Below are 21,494 nucleotides of genomic sequence, written 5' to 3' on the forward strand. Positions count from 1 at the left end.
AAAACACCAGTGACATCATGACGACAAAAGAAATACAGATGTAATAAATCATCTTCAGAAAGTTCATCAGTCAGTTACCGCAATATCTGTTCCGGCCACTTGTTCTCTCCATGCCCCTGTTTTACCGGATATCCGTCAGACCAGCAGCCATCGGCCGGACACGCCTTTACCTGCATTCATTTTCTCCACCACGCCAGCGTCCTCAAGCGTAACCAGATAAGCCCTGGCCTGGTATATTGTCAGCCCGGCCGCATCCGCAATACTCCGGGTCCTGACCGGTATATTTATCCTGCCGTTTGCCTGTGACTGCATAAAAGACAGAATTTTGTCGCAAGCGTCATTACTCATTTTGTTCTCCTGTGACTACGGGGAAGCAATGGTGTCCCGGAAGCTGAAATACCTGCCCCGGGTCTTCACATATCAGAACCGTTGTCCGGTTTCATCTGTAATCACCCCGGGTAACAGGCCGCTCGTGCACAGTACATGCAGGTTCTCCACCCCTGCATACTCCACCAGGCAGGCCCGGAGGTAATAATCCTTGCGTGATGCCGCCTTCAGTGAGGCATTCCTGTTTATGGCCGTACACAGGGATATCAGAGTCCGCTTTCGCAACTCAGTCAGTTCACCTGAGCTTTCCGGCCCGGCTCTTCCCTCAAGCGCCTGACGCAGCATGTCACGCAGCCGGAGGAGGCTGTCCCGGCCACTGATAACCTGCGCAGTTCCTCTCAGTAGCCGCATTTCCTGCAGCCGCGAAGGTACCAGAACAACCATGGGAACCGGACTGGCCGCGTGCAGCATTCTGATGTCCTGCAGATGCCGCCCCCAGCCGGCCAGCGGCTCCGCACTCAGTGCCACCAGGGCCAGGTCATATGCCCCGGGAGGTGACATCTCCGGTCGCACCACGGCATACCCCATACCGGCAAGCAGATGTGACAGCCCCAGCAGTTCATATTCACAGTTCCCCGTCAGCAGTATGCGTTTCCGGCGGGACATGGCATTTTCCATTTATCCTGCCCCCGCTAACTTAACGCCGGGCTTATCAGCTCTGCCAGCATGGCTGACAGTCCCACAAGAACCAGCAGATAAACCGTGACCAGTACACGTACAGATATTTTCATTACGATCCCTGCTCAGAAATAGTTCACTACCGGCATCAGGTTTCTCTGCGAGTGGTTGACATAACACAGTACCTGCATCAACAACCGACAGATAACAGCCACCGGCTTCATGTAAGGCAGCAGTAAACTCAGACAGCGTCATTCTGGTCATGAATGTCGTGCCTTCCCCGAATACCAGCCTGACCCGGCCGTTATGTTCCTGCACCTGCCGGATATCCCGGACACTCACAAAGAAAAACACGCCGTCAGCCCGCTCCAGCCCCACAAAAACGGCGGGGCCCGGAACGGGTGACCGGGGGCCTGCAGCCTTACCGATATTCAATGCTCACCGCCAGGGAGGTATGCCAGCGGGACGGTACCGCCCCCTTAAAACGCAGCTCACCGCTGTCCGCCACCGTCTGTGCGCCGTATACCCCGTCAACCTGGCGCAGGGCGGCGTCACTGAACCGGCTCAGTCCGGACACGCTGCTGACCGTCATCTTCCGGAGCCAGACCGGGCCTTCACTGTCAAACAGGGTCTGCAGCACACCCGGCGTCTGCCCTGCCGGCATCACCTGCGTCTGTGGCGGCAAGCCGTTGCCCTGCAGGTCGCCATACAGCCCGGCATACTCCGCCCGGTCCCCCAGGACATGGCGCAGCACACCCGCCGCCTGCATCCGGAAGGTGAATGTCCCGGTACGGACATTTCCCTCCCCCGTCACCGGCAGTGTCACCGATGCCGTACCCGGCGCCGTCCACGTCAGTGCAAAACCCTCGGTTTCCTTACCGTACGTCACCTGCGGCGCAAGCCCCTCCCGGCCGGCCGGGGTGGTCAGGATAGTTTTTCCCAGCAGGACCGTCATGGCCGGCAGGGGAACCGGTATTACCTGCTCCCCACTGCGCAGGACAGAGACAGCTTTCGTGTTTATCTGTGTGTTCCCTTCCCCGACCTTCCAGACCCAGGGATTACGGGTGCTGGTCACCGGCCCGCCCAGCTTCAGCTCTCCGCTGAAGTCTTCCCCCGGCGTGTTCCACGCCAGCACACAGGACGGCAGCAGACTGGCGGCCAGCAGTAAAATCGTCATTCGTTTCATTGTGTTCTTCCTCTCCCTGCCCGTTCTTTACTGGACCGTCACCGTCACACTCAGCCCGGCCTGCCACTGCGCCGGCGTGTTTTCTGCCGGCAGGCGCAGCTCAAAATCCGAGACGGCGGACGCATAGGCCGCCGCCAGCCGGGTCACCCGGCCGTCAGCCAGCACGCCCTGACTGATAACCTGACCGTTATCTGCCGTGCTCATTCCGTTACCGAAGCCCCGGTTCAGCATCAGCAGGGAAGGCAGACGGCTTTTGAGCCACTGCGGCAGGGTGTCGGCCTGCACACCGCTCACGCTCTGCCCGTTTACGAGCGACATGCCTGCCGGCAGAACCGCCCCGTCTTCCTGGTGTCCGGCGCTGACGGCCATTCCCTGGTCAAGGGTGAAAGAAAGCTGTCCCGCCACGTGACCGTTCTCCGGGTTACGTACCGGGACAGAGGCGCGGAAGTGTTGCGCCGTCGTGCTGCCGCCATCCGTCACGGAAAACGGCTGCCCGTTACTGCTGAAGGAGATAAAAGGGGTGAAGCCGGGACCACCGCGATCTGCCACCTCATACAGATGGCCTTCCAGAAACGGCAGGGAGCCCTTGCCTCGTAAATCAAAAACCAGTTGCCCGTTCTCTGTGCGGGCATCAGCGGTATCCTCCGCCCATGTCTGGTCAGGAGAGCCCACCTGCCAGGTCCATTTCGGGGCCTCGTCAGTGACCAGACCGTGAAACTGTATTTCCCCGCCGTCAAGAATTCCGGCCCGGGGTGCTGCGGAATAAAACAGGGCCAGCGCGGCCAGGGCGGAAATAATAGATTTATAATGATGCGTTATTTTCATCGTTATTCACTCTGTTTTATCCGTTGGTCATAATTAATAAACAACGAGCATTCAGATAAGCTGAAAAGAATAAACCCGGCACCGGCGTACGCGAACATTTCCTGACTGGCAGAGAAGCAGGAAATAAATATACCGGAATGCCGGGTTTATTACCGGCAAACGACCGAAAAATAGTTCGCCGTTTTTAATAATCAGGCAAATTACTTTCTGTTATGCCTGATAATCTGATCTATTACTGATAAGAAACAGTGACAGTCATATTTGCGTTCCAGTTCTTAGGTGTTTTAGCTTTCGGGAAAGTTAATACGCCAGAACCAGCAACATATTCAGAAGCATATACCCCCTGAATACTTCCTGCATCAGCGCGGTTAAAAATATTCGGCCCAGTATAACCGCTAGTTACAGCATCGGCTGGGATGGTAATCATATCGGCACCCAGAATAGCAGAGATTTTATCTTTGATTGCTACTGGGGTCATTGAGTTTACATAGGTTTTATTTTGAGCAAATCCGTTACCATAAGTTTTTCCTGTGTCACCAATTGTCTGATATGCGTTTTTATCATTGGTAGTAACGCCATCACCTTTCCAGAAGACATTAGCCAGTGACATAATATCCATTTTAAACTGGAACGTACCAGCCTTCGTTTTATCATCTTTAGCAAAAGCACTTAACGTGATCACTGGTGCAGAATCAGCAGGCTGAGAAATTGAGAAGCCCTCACCACCATAAGTGATAACCGGAGCCATACCTGTAGATATCCCGGAGTATGGAGCTTTTGTTTTCCCCATCAATACAGGAAATGAAGTTTTACCAACACCGCTCCACACATTATTATCACCAGACACGACAGCATCTGCGAGTTTTAAATCAACCGCAGTGCCTTGATCAGCCCCGGTCTTCCACAGCCAGGCTGGTGCATCAGTAGTGATATTACCGCCGATATTAATGTTACCGTTAAAATCACCGCCCGTCGACCATGCTGCCATAGCCGAGCCGGATACCACTGCAGATGCAGCCACTGCCAGTGCAATCAGTGTTTTTTTCATAAATTAAGTTCCTTTCTGTTTTATAAAACAATAAATAAATACATCTTTTATTTTGGTAACCCATTTATCTGGCTTTACCGCAAAGCCATCCCCTGCCACCTTATTCAGATGGCATCACTGAGATATTTATCCCTGTAATACAGAATGGCTTTACGTTATTGCTGTAAATAACTGGGCGTCATTCACTCAGGTAATTCGTGGTGTCCTGCCGTTCTTTTTAACTGACGCTTACTCCTTCCACTTCCACCGGCACCTGCACATTCCCCCGGTAGTTCGCCGGCACCTCCAGCTCCGCCGGCGCGTCACTTCTCAGCTCCACCTGCCGGATTGCCGCCGGCACCGTGATAACCACATCCTCTCCCCGCTGGCCGGCCGTAATGGCCGCCCGCTGCCCGTCCACCATCAGGGTGGTCTTCAGCGTGAGCCGTGCGTCCCGGCCGTCTCCCAGGGTCCGTTTCACCGTGATATACGCCATGTTTCCGGATGCCGGACGACTTTCGGCATTGCGGATGACCAGCGTCTCCGGAAGCGGACCGTTGCTCTCCGTCCGGTACAGCACCGGGTCCGCCGGGGTGCGCGTCACCTTCACCACGCTGTTGCCCACCACCTGACCGTTCACCACGCCCAGGTACTGCGTCTTCTCGCTGTAATCCGCCGCCAGGACCGGCAGGGCGCTGAAGAGGGCCACCGCCATCAGTGCTTTTTTCATCATGGTTTCTCTTTACTCCGCAGGACCGGAAAGGATTATTTTTTACCTGCCCCGGCCGCTGTTTTCGTCTCCGGGACCGTCTTTGCCTCCGGTGCCGCCGCTTTTTTCTGGTTGATGGTCCAGGTCTGCAGCTCGCCGTAATCGTTCAGGGAATCCACCTTCACCACATTCCCCTTCACCTGCACCTCATCCCCCGGCATAAACATCAGCAGTTTCTGAGCCGTGTCGTTGTCTACCGCAACCTTTTTACCGTTCGCATCCAGCAGGCTGCCGATGGCGTAGATATACGGCGTGGTGTTGACCAGCATCGTCCGCCCGTCCGGACGGACCTGCAGGCTGATGCCTTCCTCGGCGCCTTTACGGTCCTTCAGCAGCGCCTCCGGGCGGTAGAACAGCTTCAGCTTCGTGCGCAGGGCAATGGCAATCCCGCTTCCCTTCAGCGCCGGCGGAATATCCTGCAGGTTCAGCCAGTACACTGACTCTTTATCCTTCGGCAGGTGGTCAGAGGCCATGATGATACGCAGCGTCTGCTGCCCCTGCGGTTTCACCTTAAAAAAGGACGGTGTCACCACAAACGTCGGGCGGGTGTCTTTCTCCACAATATTGTCCACCCACGCCTGGCCGCCGAAAGTACGCTCCTTGTCATTGTTGGTCACCGTGATGGTCAGCGCGTCCTTGTCGCCGCGAAAAATATAGCGGGTCTGGTCCGCCGCCAGGGAAGCCAGCGCACTCTGGCTCGCCATCATCAGGGCCAGGGTCATTCCCAGCGCCTTCGTCACTCTGTTACGGAAAAAAGAACGCATTTTCTGGGTCTGTTTCATCGTCATCATTGTCCGGTTATGCTTATTCGCACGTAATTTCCTGTAGTTTCGCCGTCTCCTGCAGTTTCGCCGCAGGTATCCGGCACTGTCCCAGCGTGATATCGCCGGGGCGGTCCACCGCGTTAATCATCAGCACGCCGTTGTTCGCCACAAAGCCCAGCGGCGTGTTATTGCTGTCCCGTGCCCATGTGCCGCCCGGCACAAAGGCCCCGTCCGGCATCCTCACCTGCAGCAGGTAACGGTGCACCTTCAGAGCATCAAACGGCATCCACACCACCGCCCTGTCCGTCGGCACCACCTTCCGGCTGGTCGTGGACAGCTCCGTGTCCAGCGGCAGCGTGCCCGCATCTATGGTCACCGTATTCCAGTCATAGCTGTTCAGCGGCACCACCAGGTTCCCGTCACTGTCCGACGTTTCATTGCCGGACATCACCTTCACCCCCGGCGTGTCCTTCACGCTCACCACCGCCACCGTGTCCCCGGTGGTCCGGCTGAACATGATGTCCCGCGCCGCCGGCACCGCCAGTACCGAACCGCTGGCTGACACCGAACCACTGGTGCCCGAACCGGACGAGTGGTTCACCGTGCCGTTCAGGTTCGCCCGGTCGCCGCTGTAGGCGGCGTTCAGGTAACTGCTGATACCGCCGTCACTGTCACGGCCGCCGCCCAGACCGTAGCTGAACCGGTCGTTCAGGGCCCCGGAGATACCGGTACTGACGCCGGTGCCGCCATCTTTACCGGTGCTCACCGTGGTGCTGCTGCTGTACTTCCGCTCAAACAGGGTGAACGGCACCGACACCGACGCGGAGGCCGACCAGGTGTTCTCCCCGTTCATGTTCCGGGACCCGGACCAGCCCAGATTCAGGCTGACGCTTTTTATCTGTGTGCTCAGGGTACCGGTAATTCCTGTCTCCTTACCGTTGTCATCAGCGTACCGGTAACTGCCGGTCGTGGAGGCCGGGTAATAGCTCCGCTGCCATCCCGACGCCGACAGGCTGAACAGCCCTCCCACCGGCTGGCTGATGCCCGCATTCCACTCATCCCGGGTCCGGCGCCCCTGGTTCTGCTGCAGCCATGTTTCAGCCGGGTTAAAGGAGGACATGTCCTCATATTCCTCACTCTGATGTGACCAGCTCACCCGCAGTCCGGTGTTCGTCAGCGCCAGCTGTTTGCTCCAGGCCAGTTTCACCTTATTCCCGCTGCGGCTGCCGTCCCGGTACTTCGCCGTGGCATAAGCGCCGTCAGCGGAGAGCGCCCCCAGATACCCCAGCCCCAGAACCGCACCGGCACTGGCACCCTGCCAGTCCTGGTTGAACACGCCCCCCGTGCGCAGCGTCAGCCCGTCCAGACCATACCCGTATGACGCGGCAAACACCCCGCCCTCCAGGTCGCTGTCATCGTCCGGTATCCCGGCCGCCACGCTGAACTCGTGCTGTCCCGGACTCAGCTGCCCGGCCATTACCGACAGCGGAAAGACCTGCGTCTGCTCCCGCCCGTCATCCCCGGTGACCGTCATCGTCACGTCCCCGCTGCTGTACAGCGGCACATCCGTGACGGAGAACGGCCCGGACGGCATCATCCCCGAGTACAGCATCCTGCCGTTCTGGGTCAGGGTCACCCTTGAGGGACCGTTCGCAATGCCGCTGAACACCGGGGTATACCCCAGGCTGCCCGGCTTCATGCTGTTGTTCCGCGACAGGGACACACCGTACGTGCCGGTACTGCCCAGCAGACTGTCACCGGTCGAGGTCTTCCCGACCGCCAGGTCCGCACTCAGGGAGCGGATGGCCCGGGTGGCCGTGAACATGTTTATCGTGGCCTCGTTGCTCCCGCCATCCCCGGTACTGGCCGTGGCTGACGAGCTCACCACCCAGCGACCGATGTTGGCCTTCAGGTCTGCTGAGCCGAACGCCGACGTGTTGTACCGCCCGCTGTTGGCGTTCGCGTTGTAGTTCATCCGGAACGCCTCCGTGCCGTAGTCCCACTCCACGTTCTCCGGCATTTTCACCAGTCCTTTCTGCGGAATGGCCAGCGACAGGCTCTGGGTGGCGACATCAAAGTCCACCTTCACCGCCGGCGCTTTCGCCAGCACCCAGCACTGCCGCATGGCGTCATATCCCTTACGGAAGTACTCCGCGCTGACATAAATCCCGGCCTTTGCCAGCCACGCTTCTGACAGACACAGCGCTTCGCTGTCCTGTGGTGTTACGTCCAGGATCCGCTTCCCGATATCCTTCCCGTTCAGGGACAGATCCACCAGGTAACGCCCCGGCGCATAATCTCCGTTCAGCGCCGCCCAGACCTCAGGGTTAATCCCCGCCCCACCCTGAATAAAGGACATGTCCAGTTTTTCTCCGGCACTTGCGGTACCGCTGCCCAGGGCAACCGCTATCGCAAGTGCCAGCACGGCATGGCAAAAAGACATCTGGCAGGCTGGCTGTCTTACGTTATTCCCGTTCATCAGCATTCCTTACTGGTAGGTGACCACAAAGGTCAGGGCGCCGTTGTACTCACCCGCCTTCACGTCCGCCGGAAACACCGGCTGCGCACGAAACCGGAACTGCCCCTTCGCGGCAAAATCCACCGGGTACTTCACCTCATGATTTGCCTGCGTGATGCGCCCCCGGAAGTCCGCCTGCGTATCCGCGGCCCGCACATCGATACGGATACCGTCGCCAGCGCCACGGGTGACCACACCCTGTCCGTCCAGCTGGCCCGGGTTGCCGAAATTCAGGGTGGCGATCTGCCCGGCCAGAAAGGCCGAACAGCCCTGAACGGTGGCGCCGGTCTCATACAGACGCACGGTGAAATCACGCGGCGGCACGGGTGCAGCGGACGACTTACGGTATGTCCCGAAGGTCAAACGGCTGCTGCCGGTACCGTCAGCATCCACCACCACATGACAGGCAGAGGCCACCACATCAGCACTGAACAGGGTTTTCTGAACGGAAGCGTGAGAAAGCCCGCCCCCTGCCAGCAGCAGAAGGAAAAGTATCTTTATTTTTTTCATCGCAAATCCGGAGCAGACGGTTCAGTCTGCTTTATCATTCATGATGGCTGTAATAACCCGCCAGTTTATGCACATTCCTGCTGATAAAATTCAGCCGGTTAACACTGGTGCTGAGATATCCGCCACTCATACCGTGGCGTTCGCACACAACCTTTCTGGAATACCCGGAAACGAAATAATCTTTCAGGGCCAGAATAATCTTTTCACTGTGTATCGGGGATATATCAACAAGTAGCCAGAACTGCTCTTCGGACACGGCCCCCGGTTCGAGTTCCCCGGCCCTCACTATCCTGACGCCGGAAAATGATTTTTTATTCAGTTTCAACGGAACTTCCTTCCTTAACTTTTCCTTAACCTTCCCGGCAAGGAAAACATGTAAAGGGAAGATAACTAATCTTTTCGCTTATTATATTTAAGACGTTAATTCTGAAAAGCATATCTTTAACGATCTTTTCATCCATAACAAAACACATACCCAAAATATAACACTAGAAAATATAATGAAAACAGAATTAGATTCTAAAAAATAACATCAAATCAATACAAAAGATCGCCAAACCATCCATTAACCATGCATTACACTCCCAAAAAAAAGAAAAGATAAATTAATCAAAATCAAAAACAGAAAATAATAACGAAAAAGACAGAACTTCATGTAATAAAACTGAATATCACGATATAAAATACATTTAAATCAAATGGATACACAGCAACCTCGCAGCACTTAAAAAAGACGTTGATTTATAGTTAAGCCGGAATCGACCGCAAACAAAGAGGTTTCCCAGCCCCGAACAAGTACCGCAGGATATTATTCACCACGCAAGTATCTTCCTGTTTTTCAACAAAACGCAAAACAGTAACCGAGAATTAAAGGGCCCGATGAACAGGGTATATAAAATACAGAACCATTAATGCCGGATAAAAACAACGTTCAGAAAACAGGCTGGGAGAGTATTAAATTATGTTCAGATATTAAAAAAAGGGAAATAAATAAAAAAAACGGACATGGTTGCCGTAATAAAATAACCTCCGTTCCATTCTTAAACATGGAGCAGGTGGAAGAAGGGAAGGTGTTTACACACAGAGAAAACGTTCAGTCAGCAGATAAACAACCCGCAATGCCTGACTGCTGGAGCTTAAAGAGTCTCTCCGGGTTAATACATAATTAAACAACAGACAGTGTAATTTTCGACAGGAAAGGAATGATCAGGGGAGATATAACACGGCTCCGATAACGGTCAGGTGCAGGACACAAAGTTGCGCAAACCAGCGGCCACCGGGCAGCAGACCTGACAGCATCATCACGCCCCCGGACGGGACATTGAGCAGCAGGACAGACATCGTCAGTCTGGCGGCAGCCATCATCTTCTGACATCCGATCGTCAAAAAGAACAGAACACACAGTCTGGTCGAGAATGTCTGCTGGTAAATACGCCCAACGCCTTTCAGGTTGCCAACATAGAATATGTCCTGTGCCCCCAGATAACCGGGATGCGCCGTTTCGATTTCTCCACACGCCTCGTCGTCACTGGCTCTACGTTCCAGCGCTTTCAGGCGCTTTTTGAAGTTCTCAAGGTTATGGCGAAACCAAACAGAACGGACACCGCTTCCGGAGATAAAGACTCTCTGTTTACGTAACTCATTACTTATTGGTTCTGTGCTGACCTCGCTGCTGCATAATAACAAGCGATAACTCTTATAAGTAACGTAGGACCAGGGTGTGTTTCGTAACTATTTTTTTGTACAACTTGACGCTGCATATCGACGAAAACCCACTTAATTTGATGGAAAATGTTCAAAACTGAATTCATTTTTTATTTCAGGGGCAATGTTCATCCGTAACTTGAAGTGTCTGTGAGGTTAATGGATACGTTCTGGAGTTTAAACACTCTCCACCAAATCCCCCAACGTCACCATCAACATCATCGGATCCATCGGCGACGGTACAAACCCCACCCGCTGGTAAAATTCCCGTGCTTCATCCGACAGGGCGTGAACCAGCATCCCGCGAATGCCGATAGTCTCCGCCACTTGAATAACCCGCAGCCCTGCGTCGCGTACCAGCGCCCGACCAACGCCCTGCCCATGAAGCGATTTATCCACCGCCAGACGCCCCAATACCACAATCGGAATCGGGTCAGGCATATTGCGACGAAAGCGACCGGGGGCGGTATTCGTCGTGACCGCGCTGGACGCCAGCGAGTAATAGGCCAGTACGCTCGAATCGCTGCCACAACACACAAAGGTACGGGACGCACCAGTGGTCTGATTTTTCATCGCCCGCTGTTTCAGCCAGTTATCCATAGAATCCACACCGCAGCAAAACGGAGTAAGAATATGTCCGGCATGAAGCGGCTCAGGGGAGGAAATCATTTTTCCTGCTCCCACGGCGCAGGGGTCTGCATGGTTTTACGCAGTGCGGCATTAGGTGAAGGTGTTTGATCCAAACGAGCCAGAAATTCCTGATAGGCCTCTGGATCGGCCATAATGATGCGTTGTTCGATCAGCGCTTCCTCGGCGGCAGCACGGGCAGCTTCCAGCACAAAGTCAGTGCGGTTTTTCCCTCTGGCTTTCGCCGCTCTATCAATAAGATCGCGCTCGGCGGGTTTGATACGCAGGTTCAGGGTTTCGCGTTTCATCGCCATACTGTTTGCGGCTGGCATAGTGTTGTCCTCTTGTACTTCTGTGGATATTAAGTATACAACACGCGTAACGCAGATGTCATTACGATAAATTTAGAAGGAATAGAACCGGAGTATCGAACCGAAAGGTTTTCTACTCATTTAGAGATTCAGTACCAGGCTGTGCGCTGGCATTCGCTGTGAGTGATTCCTCCTCGGGGCCGACGCAGCAAAAGATTCAATACTGCCGCGCCAAAACACGCAACATTATACAATCCAGAAAGCATAAACCTAACGGATACGCACAGTAAGAACCTCAATAACGTGTTACACCGTTTTTCATAAAGCCAACCATACGATTGAATGCGTCCCCTCCCCCTCAAACTTCCGGATATCGCTACGCCATCTACCCGCCGCAGTATATATTTACCGCGTTGTATGCCTTTCCTAACCGAGAACGTTAATATTTACCTCCAGGATAAACCTTATCACAAATTAAAATCAGATCTTATACCTCATGCTAACTACCTCCATGAAATTAAAGAGCTATTCTCTAAAAGATTAAAGGAAATTATTACTTAATTCAAATTTTAAAGAGATAATTTGATAATAACATGAGCCAATTCTTGTAAATTTCCATCTTTTTTTTATACGCGACATAGTTTTTTAACGATACTATAATATGTAGAAATGCAATATAAAATAGCATTTTCCATAGAAAATGAAAAGATCGCCACCTGATACCTTAAGTTCGCAAATAATTATATAGCTATATATTAGTTTTTTTGAAATATTTTTCAGAATAATTTTTGATTTACACGCACATTTAATAAAAGGAAATTATCATGCTAAAAGTATTTAATCCCTCACCTGTCCAGGTGGGGAGCATTGAATGTTTACAATCAGCGCAAAACTGGCAGAGGAAATCCTTATCACTTCAGGGATTAAATTTACTGCAGTCCGTGCTCATCAAGCTCACCACGGGTAAAATTTCAATTACGACATCGTCCGGGGAGTATATTACGGCATCAGGGCCAATGTTAATATTTTTAGCTAAAGATCAAACCATTCATATCACAATGGAAGAGACTCATGAACAGTTAAATTATAATTTAATTGAATTAGATTCAGCGTCAATAAAAAATGCTTATAATTTTTTTCTGTATGAACATGCAGACTTTTCGGCCCCATTAACAAAACCGACGACAAAACATCTGTTAGCGCCAATAGAAACAGGCGTAGCAAGAGTATTCAACCTCTTACACTCTTCAAATAAAAGCCAAAAACTATCCCAAGATAAAAAGGAATATTTAATAAGATTTCTACTTTCAGAGTTCATCTATGAACCCGAAGCATTTGCTCTCTTCAGAGAACTATCGCAAAATACATTAGCCGAAAACATTTATAATATTATTATAAGCGACATAAGTCGAAAATGGGCGCTCAAGGATATTTCTGACTCACTCTATATGAGTTGTTCCACATTAAAGAGGAAATTGAAACAAGAGAACACCTCATTCAGCGAAGTTTACCTTAATGCGCGAATGAATAAAGCGACAAAACTTCTACGCAATAGTGAATATAATATTACCCGAGTGGCTTATATGTGTGGTTATGATAGTGCTTCTTATTTTACATGCGTTTTTAAAAAACACTTCAAAACTACACCATCGGAATTTTTAGCGTTTTTATCTTCCTCTCGTCATCAATATGTTAATTGAGATATCTGACAATGCAGTATAAGAACAAAGCAAAACATATTAATATAAGAGATGGAATTCTGTTGCTCGCTAAAAAATTCGACCTAACATTGAGCGAGAAAAAAGTCATTTATTACGTGGCAGCAGGATTATCTGTTAAAAGTTGCTCAAATTTATTAGATCGAAATATAAAAACGATTTCAACACAAAAGAGATCAGCCTATAAAAAAATGGATATTACTACTGATGTTGAATTAATCCATTTGATGCTGAATGAGTTTTACATATCAGTCGATATTACGTAATTTTTTCTAAAATGTTGCCAAAGTGGTAGGCAAGGCAATTCTGGATATCATCTTCAGAGATCGGTGTGATATCTACGTTGTTTAATTTAACTGTTCCCGTATAGCAATGACTGGAATTTGATAGTGCTTTGATTAAAGAAGATTTACCTGAACCTGATGTACCGATAATACCCATAAAATCTCCGGGAACAGCAGTGAATGAAAGCTGTTCAATCAGTGTTCGTTCCGCAAACGCTATGGGGTAATTCTTCGCTGTCTATCGGCTGGCTGACGATCGACTCTACTCCGCCAGTGTTGATAACGATACCGGTAACTGGTATGTTTCTGTTCCGCAATCCGCTATTCTGTCGGGGGGGAGAATCAGTACATCATTACGGCCACCGATCCCGCCGGGAATAGCGCCACCGCCAATGGAACATTTACAGGCACATCGCCGACGTAAAACCCGGTTAACAAGAGTTCCGGCGTAGATGAAATGATTTCGCTTAGCGAGGCGACATGGCATTCGGTAAGTGTTGATGAAGAATATTATGCCTGATAACTAAACATCACCATGCGAGGTCTCTTCGGAGGCCTCCTGAAAAAAACAGAATAATATTTATTGTCTGTTAATTATTACAGAGAGAGTTAATTTATAAAAAAAAGCGGCAGACTACGCTGCCGCAAATATGAGGAGGACAATTACCGTTACGCTACACCACAAAGTAATCCGTTACTGAGGTAAGTAAAACATAAATATCCCCAACAATGAATCAACGAATCAAGCAATCGTCAAATCATGGTATTAATAACCTTGTTCTGTTTTAGCATACTGTGACAGTAAAAATACATTTTAGTCATTCTGTATATCACACGAAAATTTATAAAACAGATTTGGTTCACTCACAATATACAAATTATTTTCATTATCCATGGCAATCCCTTCTGGTTGGGGGATATCATCTCTGAGCCCTGACCACTCCGCCGTCAGGAACAATCGATCGCGCACCCGCCACTCGGAACTGACCTCCAGAATCATTTTTGACTCGTCCGACAACACCAGCAGCGAATCCGTTGGGGCATGGTATTCAAGTCCGGAGACATCGCTCACACTTGCAGTGATGGCAGAAGGCAACGCTCTGGTAATACCATTTTTGCTCATTTCTACTTCTTTGATCACTATGGGTTTTCTTTCTTTTGCGGCATATAATCTCTCATTTTTCGCATCCCATGCCGTACCTTCCAGCCCTTTATTTTTTGCTTTGTCATAGCCCTCAAGCTTCACCATGGAGATTATCTGCATGGTGCCGCGCTGAATATCCACCTGTGTTTTATAGACCGCGCCATCTTTCTCACTGCCTATCTGGAACTGGTTGCCCCCACTCCATGCAATAGACTCCGGGTCGTGGATGCCCTGGAGCGGCATCCGCCCTACCAACTGCCCTTCTGTCGTTAACCAGACCAGTTCAGGGGGATTATTAATAACGGCGAAAAGCATCCTGTCTTCGGCGGAGTAGGTCAAACCTGAAAGGTTACTCTTAACTCCTGCGACTGGTTTTTGCTGAATAACCGCTTTATAGCTACTCAGTGCCAGCGCCGAGGGTTTATCACCATATTTGAGGATCAGTTGATAAACATAGCGTATATCGTCCCTGACCATAAATAAAATCACGCCCAAGAGTACAACCACAATAACGCGTTTTAGTAATCTCATAAAAAATCCATAGCAGATCGCGTCACGACTGATGTCGTAACGCATTTCTTAAAAATAAAGCCGATGTCCGATAGAATCGTTATTCGGTTATGGCGAGCGCCATTAGCATAGGCAAAATGAAATAGTGAGGGTTATCACAAAAAGCCCGATTTTAATCACTAACGTACCCTTTTTGTAAATTGACATAATCAAGAGGAGGGTAGTTTCGGCTAATTATTTAAATAGTACGTCTGCAAATTCGCCCCTGTATGCAGGGCAAATGACAAAAAGTGATAATTAATGAGATGTAACACCGCAATCTGATCTGCTATTGCTGCTTCCACTTCTATTCAACCGGGCAGCAAAAAAATGAAACTCAACCTTATTACCGTCAGCCTGGCTACGCTCGTTGCCGCTGGCGCATTCCCGGCCCATGCCGGTCCTCAGGCACATGTCGTGTGCGGCTATCACCACACGCTGGGCGATGACGCGATTATGATGTTTGGTAAAGCGAATCAGGCGATGTGGCATGACTTTTTTGGCAACACCCACACCGACGCGGTCTCTACCTACCAGACGTTGCGCGCGCAACCCGATACCACCTGTGATAATAAAGCCGACAGCTCCGCTTACTGGGCGCCGTCCATGAAATTACCTGATGGTGAAATCGTAAATCCGGCCTACCAAAAGACCTATTATCAATCCACAAATATAGCGCAATATCCGCTCCATCCATTCCCGGCCGGGCTGGAGTTACTGGCAGGCGATCATCACGGTACTGGCCCCAGTTCCGCAATCACCTTTTTATGTGCCAACGGCAAAGGTTACACCAACAAGGTAGGCGAAATATGCGGCCTGCGTAAAGCGGACGATGCCGTCCAGTTTAATATAGGGATCGCTTTCCCCAACTGTTGGGATGGCGTCAACCTGAAACCAACCCATAGCCACAATAACGCTATCTATGCCGACCACGGGAAATGTTCCGCAGACTATCCGGTCAAAATCCCAACGGTTAATATGAACATCGCCTGGGTACTCCCGCAGATCTCCTCGCTGGATACGTCCAAAGTGGAATTGTCGATGGACCCGGTAATGCATGGCGAAACCCGGGCAGATCGCTGGGGAAGTCTTTATACCGCCCATGCCGATTTTATGAATGGCTGGACGGAAGATGGCGCGCAGTTTATGACGGATCTGTGTATGAATCAGGGACTGGATTGCGGCACTACGGTTCCTTACGCCTACAGTAAAGCGGAAGAAAATACCTGGGTAAGCAGCGAAGATGACAAGCCTCATGCCAGCATCGATACCTTGTACGTACAGGATGACTGGACAAATGGCGGACGCACGCAGCACCCGGAAACGCTCACGCTGGTGAAATTTAAGATCCCGCCCCTGCCTGCCAATATGGACGCTTCGCTATTCAAATACCGTATTCGCCTTTTTGGCGGCAAAACGGAAACGAACGGCGCCGATCAAATTTTCTTTTACCCGACCAGCAGTGACTGGCACGTCAGTACCGTGTCCTGGAACAATAAACCGGCGATCAACTACCGTTCCGATGCCGTGTTATATCTAAACCATTCACATGAGTATCGCATGGTTGATGTCGATAAAGCGGTGCGCAAGGCGCTGGCGGAAGGGAAAACGGAAATATCCTGGTATATCGGCGGCGACCGTCAGGGAAATCACTACGATTTCACGCCAGCGGACTCAAAACAGAGCCTGGTGCTGATGCTGACCGGTTTCAAAAAGACGCCGGAGCTGTAATAGTAAACTGTGCCCGCTGACGCAACAGCGGGCACGATGGCGGCACAAGCATTATGGCACGCCATCAAAACCTGACCAATACCTCAGAAAAACAACCGTTTATTCTCAGGCTGTAGTCCCTGTTGCTGCTGAACATCCTGCAGATAACAGGTCGCTACGATGGCAAGCCGGGCATAGAAGGCGCTAACGGTATTGCGTTGCAGCAATTCCAGATAGCGGAATCCCCAGGGCAGCAGATGCGCCTCCAGTAACCGGTTGGCCGCCACGTTGTCGCCTCGAGCCAGCAGATCGCTACAGGCTAATAGCATCAGGCCAAACTGATCTTCCGGCTCGCGTTCACGGTCAGTGAATACCATGCCCTGCGCCTGTAAAAAAGCTCGATAATCGGCGGTGGTTTCCCCCATCAGCAAATTATCTTTTTCCAGATAGACCGATCCCCAGGGCGGGACGGGCATCTTTCCCTGGCCTTCAAACAACACGGAAAATTGCCATGTAAGCGCATCATCATCCGGTAGCGACCATGACGCACATAGTGATTCAATATGTCCGCGATCGCGCCAGGGGTAAAGCTCAGGCAACGTTGGCAAACAGTCGAACAACGCTTTCACCTCCGGCCTCTCAGGGGAGAAGTAAAACAGTGCGCCGAGGATACGCGGCAAAACAGCACGGGAAGGCATAGCAATAGCTCCTGAAATATTTCGCCTGATAACGCTACGCTTATCAGGCTTACATGGCATAAACCGGGCAAAAAACTACATTGGCAGCGTCCACAGATTGTAAAACGCAATCCTACCCGCCAACTCCGCCGCGATAACCACCACTGCCGTCATGGCCAGCACCGCAGCGCTCGATTTCAGGCGCGCGCAGACCACCACCCCGACCACACCCGCCGCCAGCAATATCGCCTGGGCGGTAAACCAGCTATGCTGCGCGGCGGTCAGAGCGCTATCGGCGCTCATCAGCGTCGCCATATAGCCCGGGCGCAGACAAAAGCTCACCAAAATCGCCAACACGCTGACCAGTAGCCCCAGACGGCGCACGCCAAACAATGCCGCCAACGCGCCGCCGCCAATCAACGGCGTCAATATCATCATTGCCGTGGTGTAAGATGAACGCCAGGTCGCCACCGTCGGCAGTTGGTAAATCTGCGGAACGGCGTATAAGAAGACCACCCCGACTATCGCTGCCAACCATACCAACGCGTTACACAGCGGCGTCGCCCGGTTCAGCAACAAACCGAGCGCCCCCAGACCGCCGAGCGCCGCAAAAGCCGCCGACAAGACAATCTCGTTACTCATCGGCGAATGTCCGACGCGCAGCAGCATATTCAGCGCGCGCAGCGGTTGCCCGACGTGGAAGATGCCGACAATGACGCCAAGCCCAAACAGGCACATCACCGAGAACAGACCGATAGCCTTACGCCGCGGCGCGACCAGCCCCATTGCGCCGCCAATCAGCAGCAGAATAAACGCGCCGACCGCGCTCTGGGTAAAGACCGTAAAAAAGACCAGCGGTAACTCATGCATGGCGCACCTCCCGAATGTTCATGATTGCGCCTTCCGTATCGCCTGTGGGTCTCGCTTTCGGATGCGGTTTAATAATGAGGTTAGGATGGGTGAACGACGCCGAAGGCAGCGGCGCAATTTGATTCTCCGTGCCATATTTTGCCCGTAATTCATCGACAGGGCCAAAATCCAGCGCTCGCTGCGGGCAAGAATCCACACAAATAGGGCGCAGATTGTTCTCCAGTCGGTCAAGACAACCGTCGCATTTACGCATCACGTTCGCCTGCGTATCAAACTGCGGCGCGCCGTAGGGGCAGCGCATTTCACAATAGCGGCAGCCGACGCATACGCTGTCATCCACCACGACCAGACCATCCTCTTTGCGTTTATGCATCGCCCCGGTCGGACAGCCGGAGACACATACCGGCTCATCGCAATGGTTACAAGCAATAGAGAGGTAGTAGGTAAAGGTGTCGTGATGCCAGCTTTCCCCCTCTTTCACCCAGCTTCCGCCGCCATATTCATAGATGCGGCGCAGTTTCGGACCGACATCCAGATCTTTATTATCCTTGCAGCTTACCTGGCAGGTTTTACAGCCTGAACAGCGCGAGGAGTCAACATAAAAGCCATACTGTTTCATCGTACATCACTCCTTAAGCGCGTTTAATTTCAACCAGATTGGTATGCTGCGGATTGCCTTTCGCCAGCGGCGAAGGGTGGTGGCTGGTCAGCGTATTGATACAGCCGCCGACATCAACGCCGTTGCCGTCAAGCCGCGTCCACGCGCCCTGCGGCATCGCCGCCACGCCGGGTAAAATGCGCTGGGTCACTTTACAGGGAAGCTCCACCACGCCGCGGTCATTGAATACATGCACCCGATCGCCGGACTTCAATTGGCGGGCGCTGGCGTCAATCGGGTTAATCCAGACTTCATCCGGCACCGCCTCATGCAGCATCAGCACATTGCTGTAGGTCGAGTGGGTATGCCCTTTGGTATGGAAGCCGCTTAACTGCAACGGATACTTCGCCGTCAGCGCTTTGTTAAGGTGCGACTCTTTCGCCGGACAAAATTCCGGCAATGCGGGAATTCGCTCGCCTTCTGGCAAAGTCCACGTTTGCGCCAGATCCGCCAGCGCCTGGGAGTAAATTTCAATTTTGCCCGACGGCGTGGAGAGTGGATTAGCCTCGGCGTCGGCGCGGAAATCGGCAAACGCAAGGCTCTGCTGCTCGGTCGCGATACGCTGGTCAATCACGCCCATCTCTTTCGCCACGCTCCACTCCGGCAGGTATGGACGTTTCTCACGGATCTGCTGATAGTGCATCTCCGCCCACTGCGCCTGAGTTCGGCCCTCGGTATATTGCTCGCGCAGTCCAAGATGCCCGGCGATATCCGCGCAGATGTCATACGTGCTGCGCACTTCCCACATCGGTTTAACGGTTTTCTGAATCGCAATCATATAGTTATGCGATCCCGCCGCATAGGAGCTGTCCACCAGGTCTTCCGCCTCAAGATAGCTGGTCTCCGGCAACAGCAGATCCGCATACATCGCGCTGGGCGTCATATGGTTTTCAATCACGATAATGGTTTCACACAGCGATTCATCCGCGAGAATTTGACGGGTGCGGTTCGTTTCGCCGTGCTGATTCAGCAAGGTATTACCGGCCTGGTTGAAAAACAGCTTAATCCCGGTTTTTAGCCTGTCCGCGCCTTTCACGCCCATTGTCGTCGCGGTCATTTTCTCCGGATGCTGAATGGCGTCCGTCCATAAATAGCAAGGAATAGAGGTTTTGATCGGATTCTTACCGACAGGCAACAATGGCACGCCATACGGCGTACCGTAAGGCCAGTTGCCATTGTTGGTGCCGGGCCGCCCGAAGTGGCCGGTTAACGCTGGCAGCGTCTGAATAGCACGCACGGTTTGTTCGCCGTTGGCATGACGCTGCGGCCCCCAGCCCTGGCAAATATAGCAGGCGCGCGCCGAGGCGATTTCGCGCGCCAGTTGGCGAATACGCGTTGCCGGAATACCGGTGATATCCGCCGCCCATTCCGGGGTTTTCGCGATACCGTCATCGCCCGTGCCAAGAACATAATCTTTATAGCTGGCGTTAGGCGCAGCCGTGTCCGGCAAAGTGCTACGGTCATAGCCGACGCAATAGCGGTTTACCAGCGCCTCGTCGAGAAGCTGTTCGGTAATCAGCGTATGCGCGATGCCGGCGACTAACGCAGCGTCCGTGGTTGGGCGAATCGGTAGCCATTCGGCGTGTTCGGTAATCACCGAATCGGTATAGCGTGGATCGATAATAATGACTCGGGCTTTCGAGGTCTCCAGCGCCCGGCGCAGCTCTTCAACCTGACCGCCGCCGGACATCCGCGTTTCTGAGAGATTCAGACCAAATAGCACCACCAGATCGGAATGCGCGATCTGCGTAAAATGGCTACCGACATAATCGCCGTGGGTATAGGGCGTGGCGGTGGCGATTTGCGCCGTGGAATAGGTGTTGTGATAATTTAAATAACCGCCGGTGAGATTTAATAATCTTATCCAGGCGGGCCTGCCCTGCGTATGATAATATGCCCCGGATTGATAATTATAATAAATAGCTTCCCGGCCATATTGTTCGCTAACGCGCGTTAATTCCGCTGCAATAAAGGCCGTGGCCTCATCCCATGAAATACGTTTAAATTTTCCTTCACCGCGTTTTCCCACTCTTTTCATCGGATACTTAATGCGATCCGGGCTATAGACGCGCCAGCGACTGGAACGCCCACGCAGGCAGGGACGAATCTGATGCTCGCCGAATACCGCGTCATCTTTCGCGTCTTCCGGCTCAATGCGCACGATGCGATCATTTTTCACGATAACCTTAAGCGGGCATCGGCTGCCACAGTTGACCAGACAGGCGCTGTGCCTGACGGTTTCGTCGTTGGCATCCTTCGGTATCGGGGTATCCTGCGCCTGGGCAGTGGTAGCAAAAGGCAGCGTAATCGCCTGGCTTAGCGTCACCGCCGCCCCTACTTTTGCAGTAGCGACAATAGCATCACGTCGGGTTATGGTTGTGTTCAGCCATTTTTTTATTTCCATGTTTTATTTCTCACATTGCTTCCATAATTATTAATAATATGTAATGAAAACTAATCATAATAGATTAAACATTAGCGCTGATTGATTGTGATCAAACGCATTCTGAACGTCAGTAAAAATAAAATGTGATACCGCATACGTTATTATAAAAATTAATGAAAAATTATTTTATGCAATTGTGATGAAAATAAATTACCCATCACGGTATCCGGCGATATTAATTAACGACATGAC

At 51.9% G+C, this 21,494-nt stretch carries 22 protein-coding genes and 4 pseudogenes; 7 read left to right on the forward strand and 19 right to left on the reverse strand.

Annotation, left to right across the window (positions count from 1 at the left end):
• Positions 1-135: 135 nt before the first annotated feature.
• From J4614_RS09135 to J4614_RS09180, 10 genes are all read right to left on the reverse strand, one after another.
• Positions 136-348, reverse strand: a complete 213-nt coding sequence (locus J4614_RS09135) for a FaeA/PapI family transcriptional regulator (protein WP_000063792.1) — start codon at positions 346-348, stop codon at positions 136-138.
• Positions 349-420: 72 nt separating this feature from the next.
• On the reverse strand, positions 421-1,005 hold the full coding sequence (locus J4614_RS09140; RefSeq protein WP_000426473.1) for a hypothetical protein: 585 nt from the start codon (positions 1,003-1,005) through the stop codon (positions 421-423).
• Positions 1,006-1,426: 421 nt separating this feature from the next.
• Positions 1,427-2,191, reverse strand: coding sequence for a K88 minor fimbrial subunit faeI (locus tag J4614_RS09145; RefSeq protein ID WP_000827659.1), 765 nt, complete (start codon positions 2,189-2,191; stop codon positions 1,427-1,429).
• Positions 2,192-2,218: 27 nt separating this feature from the next.
• Complete coding sequence (locus J4614_RS09150; protein ID WP_000704720.1) at positions 2,219-3,016, reverse strand: K88 minor fimbrial subunit faeH; 798 nt, start codon at positions 3,014-3,016, stop codon at positions 2,219-2,221.
• Between the two features lie 232 nt (positions 3,017-3,248).
• Positions 3,249-4,064, reverse strand: coding sequence for a K88 minor fimbrial subunit FaeI (locus J4614_RS09155; RefSeq protein ID WP_000751765.1), 816 nt, complete (start codon positions 4,062-4,064; stop codon positions 3,249-3,251).
• Between the two features lie 217 nt (positions 4,065-4,281).
• The gene (locus J4614_RS09160; protein WP_000709796.1) at positions 4,282-4,773 is read right to left on the reverse strand and encodes a DUF5462 family protein; all 492 of its coding nucleotides are present in this window, start codon (positions 4,771-4,773) and stop codon (positions 4,282-4,284) included.
• A 35-nt stretch (positions 4,774-4,808) separates the two neighbouring features.
• Positions 4,809-5,594 carry a fimbria/pilus periplasmic chaperone gene (locus tag J4614_RS09165; protein WP_024134449.1) on the reverse strand — a complete coding sequence of 262 codons (786 nt, stop codon included), beginning with the start codon at positions 5,592-5,594 and terminating at the stop codon, positions 4,809-4,811.
• Between the two features lie 22 nt (positions 5,595-5,616).
• Complete coding sequence (faeD, locus tag J4614_RS09170) at positions 5,617-8,055, reverse strand: F4 (K88) fimbrial usher FaeD (RefSeq protein ID WP_023232993.1); 2,439 nt, start codon at positions 8,053-8,055, stop codon at positions 5,617-5,619.
• A 9-nt stretch (positions 8,056-8,064) separates the two neighbouring features.
• Positions 8,065-8,604, reverse strand: coding sequence for a type 1 fimbrial protein (locus J4614_RS09175; RefSeq protein ID WP_000721295.1), 540 nt, complete (start codon positions 8,602-8,604; stop codon positions 8,065-8,067).
• Positions 8,605-8,638: 34 nt separating this feature from the next.
• A complete protein-coding gene (locus J4614_RS09180; RefSeq protein ID WP_000773469.1) occupies positions 8,639-8,929 on the reverse strand; it encodes a PapB/FocB family fimbrial expression transcriptional regulator in 291 nt (96 codons plus the stop codon).
• 586 nt (positions 8,930-9,515) lie between these two features.
• Between J4614_RS09180 and J4614_RS09185 the strand changes: the two genes are divergently transcribed.
• Positions 9,516-9,773, forward strand: coding sequence for a hypothetical protein (locus tag J4614_RS09185; protein WP_001112996.1), 258 nt, complete (start codon positions 9,516-9,518; stop codon positions 9,771-9,773).
• Between the two features lie 244 nt (positions 9,774-10,017).
• Here the strand turns inward: J4614_RS09185 and J4614_RS09190 are convergent.
• The 3 genes and pseudogenes from J4614_RS09190 to J4614_RS09200 all read right to left on the reverse strand — a co-directional run.
• A pseudogene (locus tag J4614_RS09190) lies at positions 10,018-10,251 on the reverse strand (IS481 family transposase); the annotation flags it as partial.
• A 234-nt stretch (positions 10,252-10,485) separates the two neighbouring features.
• Positions 10,486-10,977 (reverse strand): GNAT family N-acetyltransferase, encoded by a 492-nt coding sequence (locus tag J4614_RS09195; RefSeq protein ID WP_000625912.1) that lies wholly within the window; start codon positions 10,975-10,977, stop codon positions 10,486-10,488.
• Entirely contained in the window at positions 10,974-11,267 is a 294-nt protein-coding gene (locus J4614_RS09200) for a DUF1778 domain-containing protein (RefSeq protein ID WP_001110450.1), read from the reverse strand. Before J4614_RS09200 ends, J4614_RS09195 begins: the two co-directional genes overlap by 4 nt.
• A 317-nt stretch (positions 11,268-11,584) precedes the next feature.
• Between J4614_RS09200 and J4614_RS22085 the strand changes: the two are divergent.
• From J4614_RS22085 to rtsB, 3 genes and pseudogenes are all read left to right on the forward strand, one after another.
• Positions 11,585-11,807: pseudogene (locus J4614_RS22085) on the forward strand (hypothetical protein).
• 263 nt (positions 11,808-12,070) lie between these two features.
• Positions 12,071-12,946, forward strand: coding sequence for an AraC family transcriptional regulator (locus tag J4614_RS09205; RefSeq protein WP_000921676.1), 876 nt, complete (start codon positions 12,071-12,073; stop codon positions 12,944-12,946).
• Positions 12,943-13,230, forward strand: a complete 288-nt coding sequence (gene rtsB / locus J4614_RS09210) for a transcriptional regulator RtsB (protein WP_001269916.1) — start codon at positions 12,943-12,945, stop codon at positions 13,228-13,230. Before J4614_RS09205 ends, rtsB begins: the two co-directional genes overlap by 4 nt.
• On the opposite strand, the gene J4614_RS22090 is transcribed toward rtsB, so the two are convergent.
• Positions 13,223-13,405 carry an ATP-binding cassette domain-containing protein gene (locus tag J4614_RS22090; protein ID WP_001527266.1) on the reverse strand — a complete coding sequence of 61 codons (183 nt, stop codon included), beginning with the start codon at positions 13,403-13,405 and terminating at the stop codon, positions 13,223-13,225. The genes rtsB and J4614_RS22090 overlap by 8 nt on opposite strands.
• A 19-nt stretch (positions 13,406-13,424) precedes the next feature.
• On the opposite strand from J4614_RS22090, the pseudogene J4614_RS22095 reads away from it, so the two are divergent.
• A pseudogene (locus J4614_RS22095) lies at positions 13,425-13,524 on the forward strand (hypothetical protein); the annotation flags it as partial.
• Positions 13,525-13,633: 109 nt separating this feature from the next.
• Positions 13,634-13,768 (forward strand): annotated as a pseudogene (locus J4614_RS22100) (hypothetical protein); the annotation flags it as partial.
• Positions 13,769-14,062: 294 nt separating this feature from the next.
• On the opposite strand, the gene J4614_RS09220 reads toward J4614_RS22100, so the two are convergent.
• A complete protein-coding gene (locus J4614_RS09220) occupies positions 14,063-14,968 on the reverse strand; it encodes a YjiK family protein (protein ID WP_001268201.1) in 906 nt (301 codons plus the stop codon).
• A 303-nt stretch (positions 14,969-15,271) separates the two neighbouring features.
• Between J4614_RS09220 and J4614_RS09225 the strand changes: the two genes are divergently transcribed.
• The gene (locus J4614_RS09225; protein WP_023215131.1) at positions 15,272-16,672 is read left to right on the forward strand and encodes a DUF1996 domain-containing protein; all 1,401 of its coding nucleotides are present in this window, start codon (positions 15,272-15,274) and stop codon (positions 16,670-16,672) included.
• Between the two features lie 83 nt (positions 16,673-16,755).
• On the opposite strand, the gene J4614_RS09230 is transcribed toward J4614_RS09225, so the two are convergent.
• The 4 genes from J4614_RS09230 to J4614_RS09245 form a co-directional block, all read right to left on the reverse strand.
• Positions 16,756-17,349 carry a molecular chaperone gene (locus tag J4614_RS09230; RefSeq protein WP_001542855.1) on the reverse strand — a complete coding sequence of 198 codons (594 nt, stop codon included), beginning with the start codon at positions 17,347-17,349 and terminating at the stop codon, positions 16,756-16,758.
• Positions 17,350-17,424: 75 nt separating this feature from the next.
• Positions 17,425-18,198 (reverse strand): DmsC/YnfH family molybdoenzyme membrane anchor subunit, encoded by a 774-nt coding sequence (locus J4614_RS09235; protein WP_000544921.1) that lies wholly within the window; start codon positions 18,196-18,198, stop codon positions 17,425-17,427.
• On the reverse strand, positions 18,191-18,817 hold the full coding sequence (locus J4614_RS09240) for a DMSO/selenate family reductase complex B subunit (protein WP_208293142.1): 627 nt from the start codon (positions 18,815-18,817) through the stop codon (positions 18,191-18,193). Before J4614_RS09240 ends, J4614_RS09235 begins: the two co-directional genes overlap by 8 nt.
• Before the next feature lie 13 nt (positions 18,818-18,830).
• Positions 18,831-21,260 (reverse strand): DMSO/selenate family reductase complex A subunit, encoded by a 2,430-nt coding sequence (locus J4614_RS09245; RefSeq protein ID WP_023207450.1) that lies wholly within the window; start codon positions 21,258-21,260, stop codon positions 18,831-18,833.
• Positions 21,261-21,494: the final 234 nt, after the last annotated feature.

This window comes from Salmonella sp. 32031103-2018-00083-FB-01-SM-01 (genome assembly GCF_017571995.1).
Taxonomy (GTDB): Bacteria; Pseudomonadota; Gammaproteobacteria; order Enterobacterales; family Enterobacteriaceae; genus Salmonella; species Salmonella enterica.

Bases quoted from the DNA above. Each gene is read 5' to 3' on its own strand.
- J4614_RS09150 (WP_000704720.1), bottom strand. From the start codon at position 3,016: ATGAAAATAACGCATCATTATAAATCTATTATTTCCGCCCTGGCCGCG.
- J4614_RS09220 (WP_001268201.1), bottom strand. From the start codon at position 14,968: ATGCGTTACGACATCAGTCGTGACGCGATCTGCTATGGATTTTTTATG.
- J4614_RS09185 (WP_001112996.1), top strand. From the start codon at position 9,516: ATGCCGGATAAAAACAACGTTCAGAAAACAGGCTGGGAGAGTATTAAA.
- J4614_RS09165 (WP_024134449.1), bottom strand. From the start codon at position 5,594: ATGAAACAGACCCAGAAAATGCGTTCTTTTTTCCGTAACAGAGTGACG.
- J4614_RS09135 (WP_000063792.1), bottom strand. From the start codon at position 348: ATGAGTAATGACGCTTGCGACAAAATTCTGTCTTTTATGCAGTCACAG.
- J4614_RS09145 (WP_000827659.1), bottom strand. From the start codon at position 2,191: ATGAAACGAATGACGATTTTACTGCTGGCCGCCAGTCTGCTGCCGTCC.
- faeD (WP_023232993.1), bottom strand. From the start codon at position 8,055: ATGAACGGGAATAACGTAAGACAGCCAGCCTGCCAGATGTCTTTTTGC.
- J4614_RS09140 (WP_000426473.1), bottom strand. From the start codon at position 1,005: ATGGAAAATGCCATGTCCCGCCGGAAACGCATACTGCTGACGGGGAAC.
- J4614_RS09235 (WP_000544921.1), bottom strand. From the start codon at position 18,198: ATGCATGAGTTACCGCTGGTCTTTTTTACGGTCTTTACCCAGAGCGCG.
- J4614_RS09245 (WP_023207450.1), bottom strand. From the start codon at position 21,260: ATGGAAATAAAAAAATGGCTGAACACAACCATAACCCGACGTGATGCT.
- J4614_RS09200 (WP_001110450.1), bottom strand. From the start codon at position 11,267: ATGCCAGCCGCAAACAGTATGGCGATGAAACGCGAAACCCTGAACCTG.
- J4614_RS09230 (WP_001542855.1), bottom strand. From the start codon at position 17,349: ATGCCTTCCCGTGCTGTTTTGCCGCGTATCCTCGGCGCACTGTTTTAC.
- J4614_RS22090 (WP_001527266.1), bottom strand. From the start codon at position 13,405: ATGGGTATTATCGGTACATCAGGTTCAGGTAAATCTTCTTTAATCAAA.
- J4614_RS09240 (WP_208293142.1), bottom strand. From the start codon at position 18,817: ATGAAACAGTATGGCTTTTATGTTGACTCCTCGCGCTGTTCAGGCTGT.
- J4614_RS09205 (WP_000921676.1), top strand. From the start codon at position 12,071: ATGCTAAAAGTATTTAATCCCTCACCTGTCCAGGTGGGGAGCATTGAA.
- J4614_RS09160 (WP_000709796.1), bottom strand. From the start codon at position 4,773: ATGAAAAAAGCACTGATGGCGGTGGCCCTCTTCAGCGCCCTGCCGGTC.
- J4614_RS09225 (WP_023215131.1), top strand. From the start codon at position 15,272: ATGAAACTCAACCTTATTACCGTCAGCCTGGCTACGCTCGTTGCCGCT.
- J4614_RS09195 (WP_000625912.1), bottom strand. From the start codon at position 10,977: ATGATTTCCTCCCCTGAGCCGCTTCATGCCGGACATATTCTTACTCCG.
- J4614_RS09155 (WP_000751765.1), bottom strand. From the start codon at position 4,064: ATGAAAAAAACACTGATTGCACTGGCAGTGGCTGCATCTGCAGTGGTA.
- J4614_RS09175 (WP_000721295.1), bottom strand. From the start codon at position 8,604: ATGAAAAAAATAAAGATACTTTTCCTTCTGCTGCTGGCAGGGGGCGGG.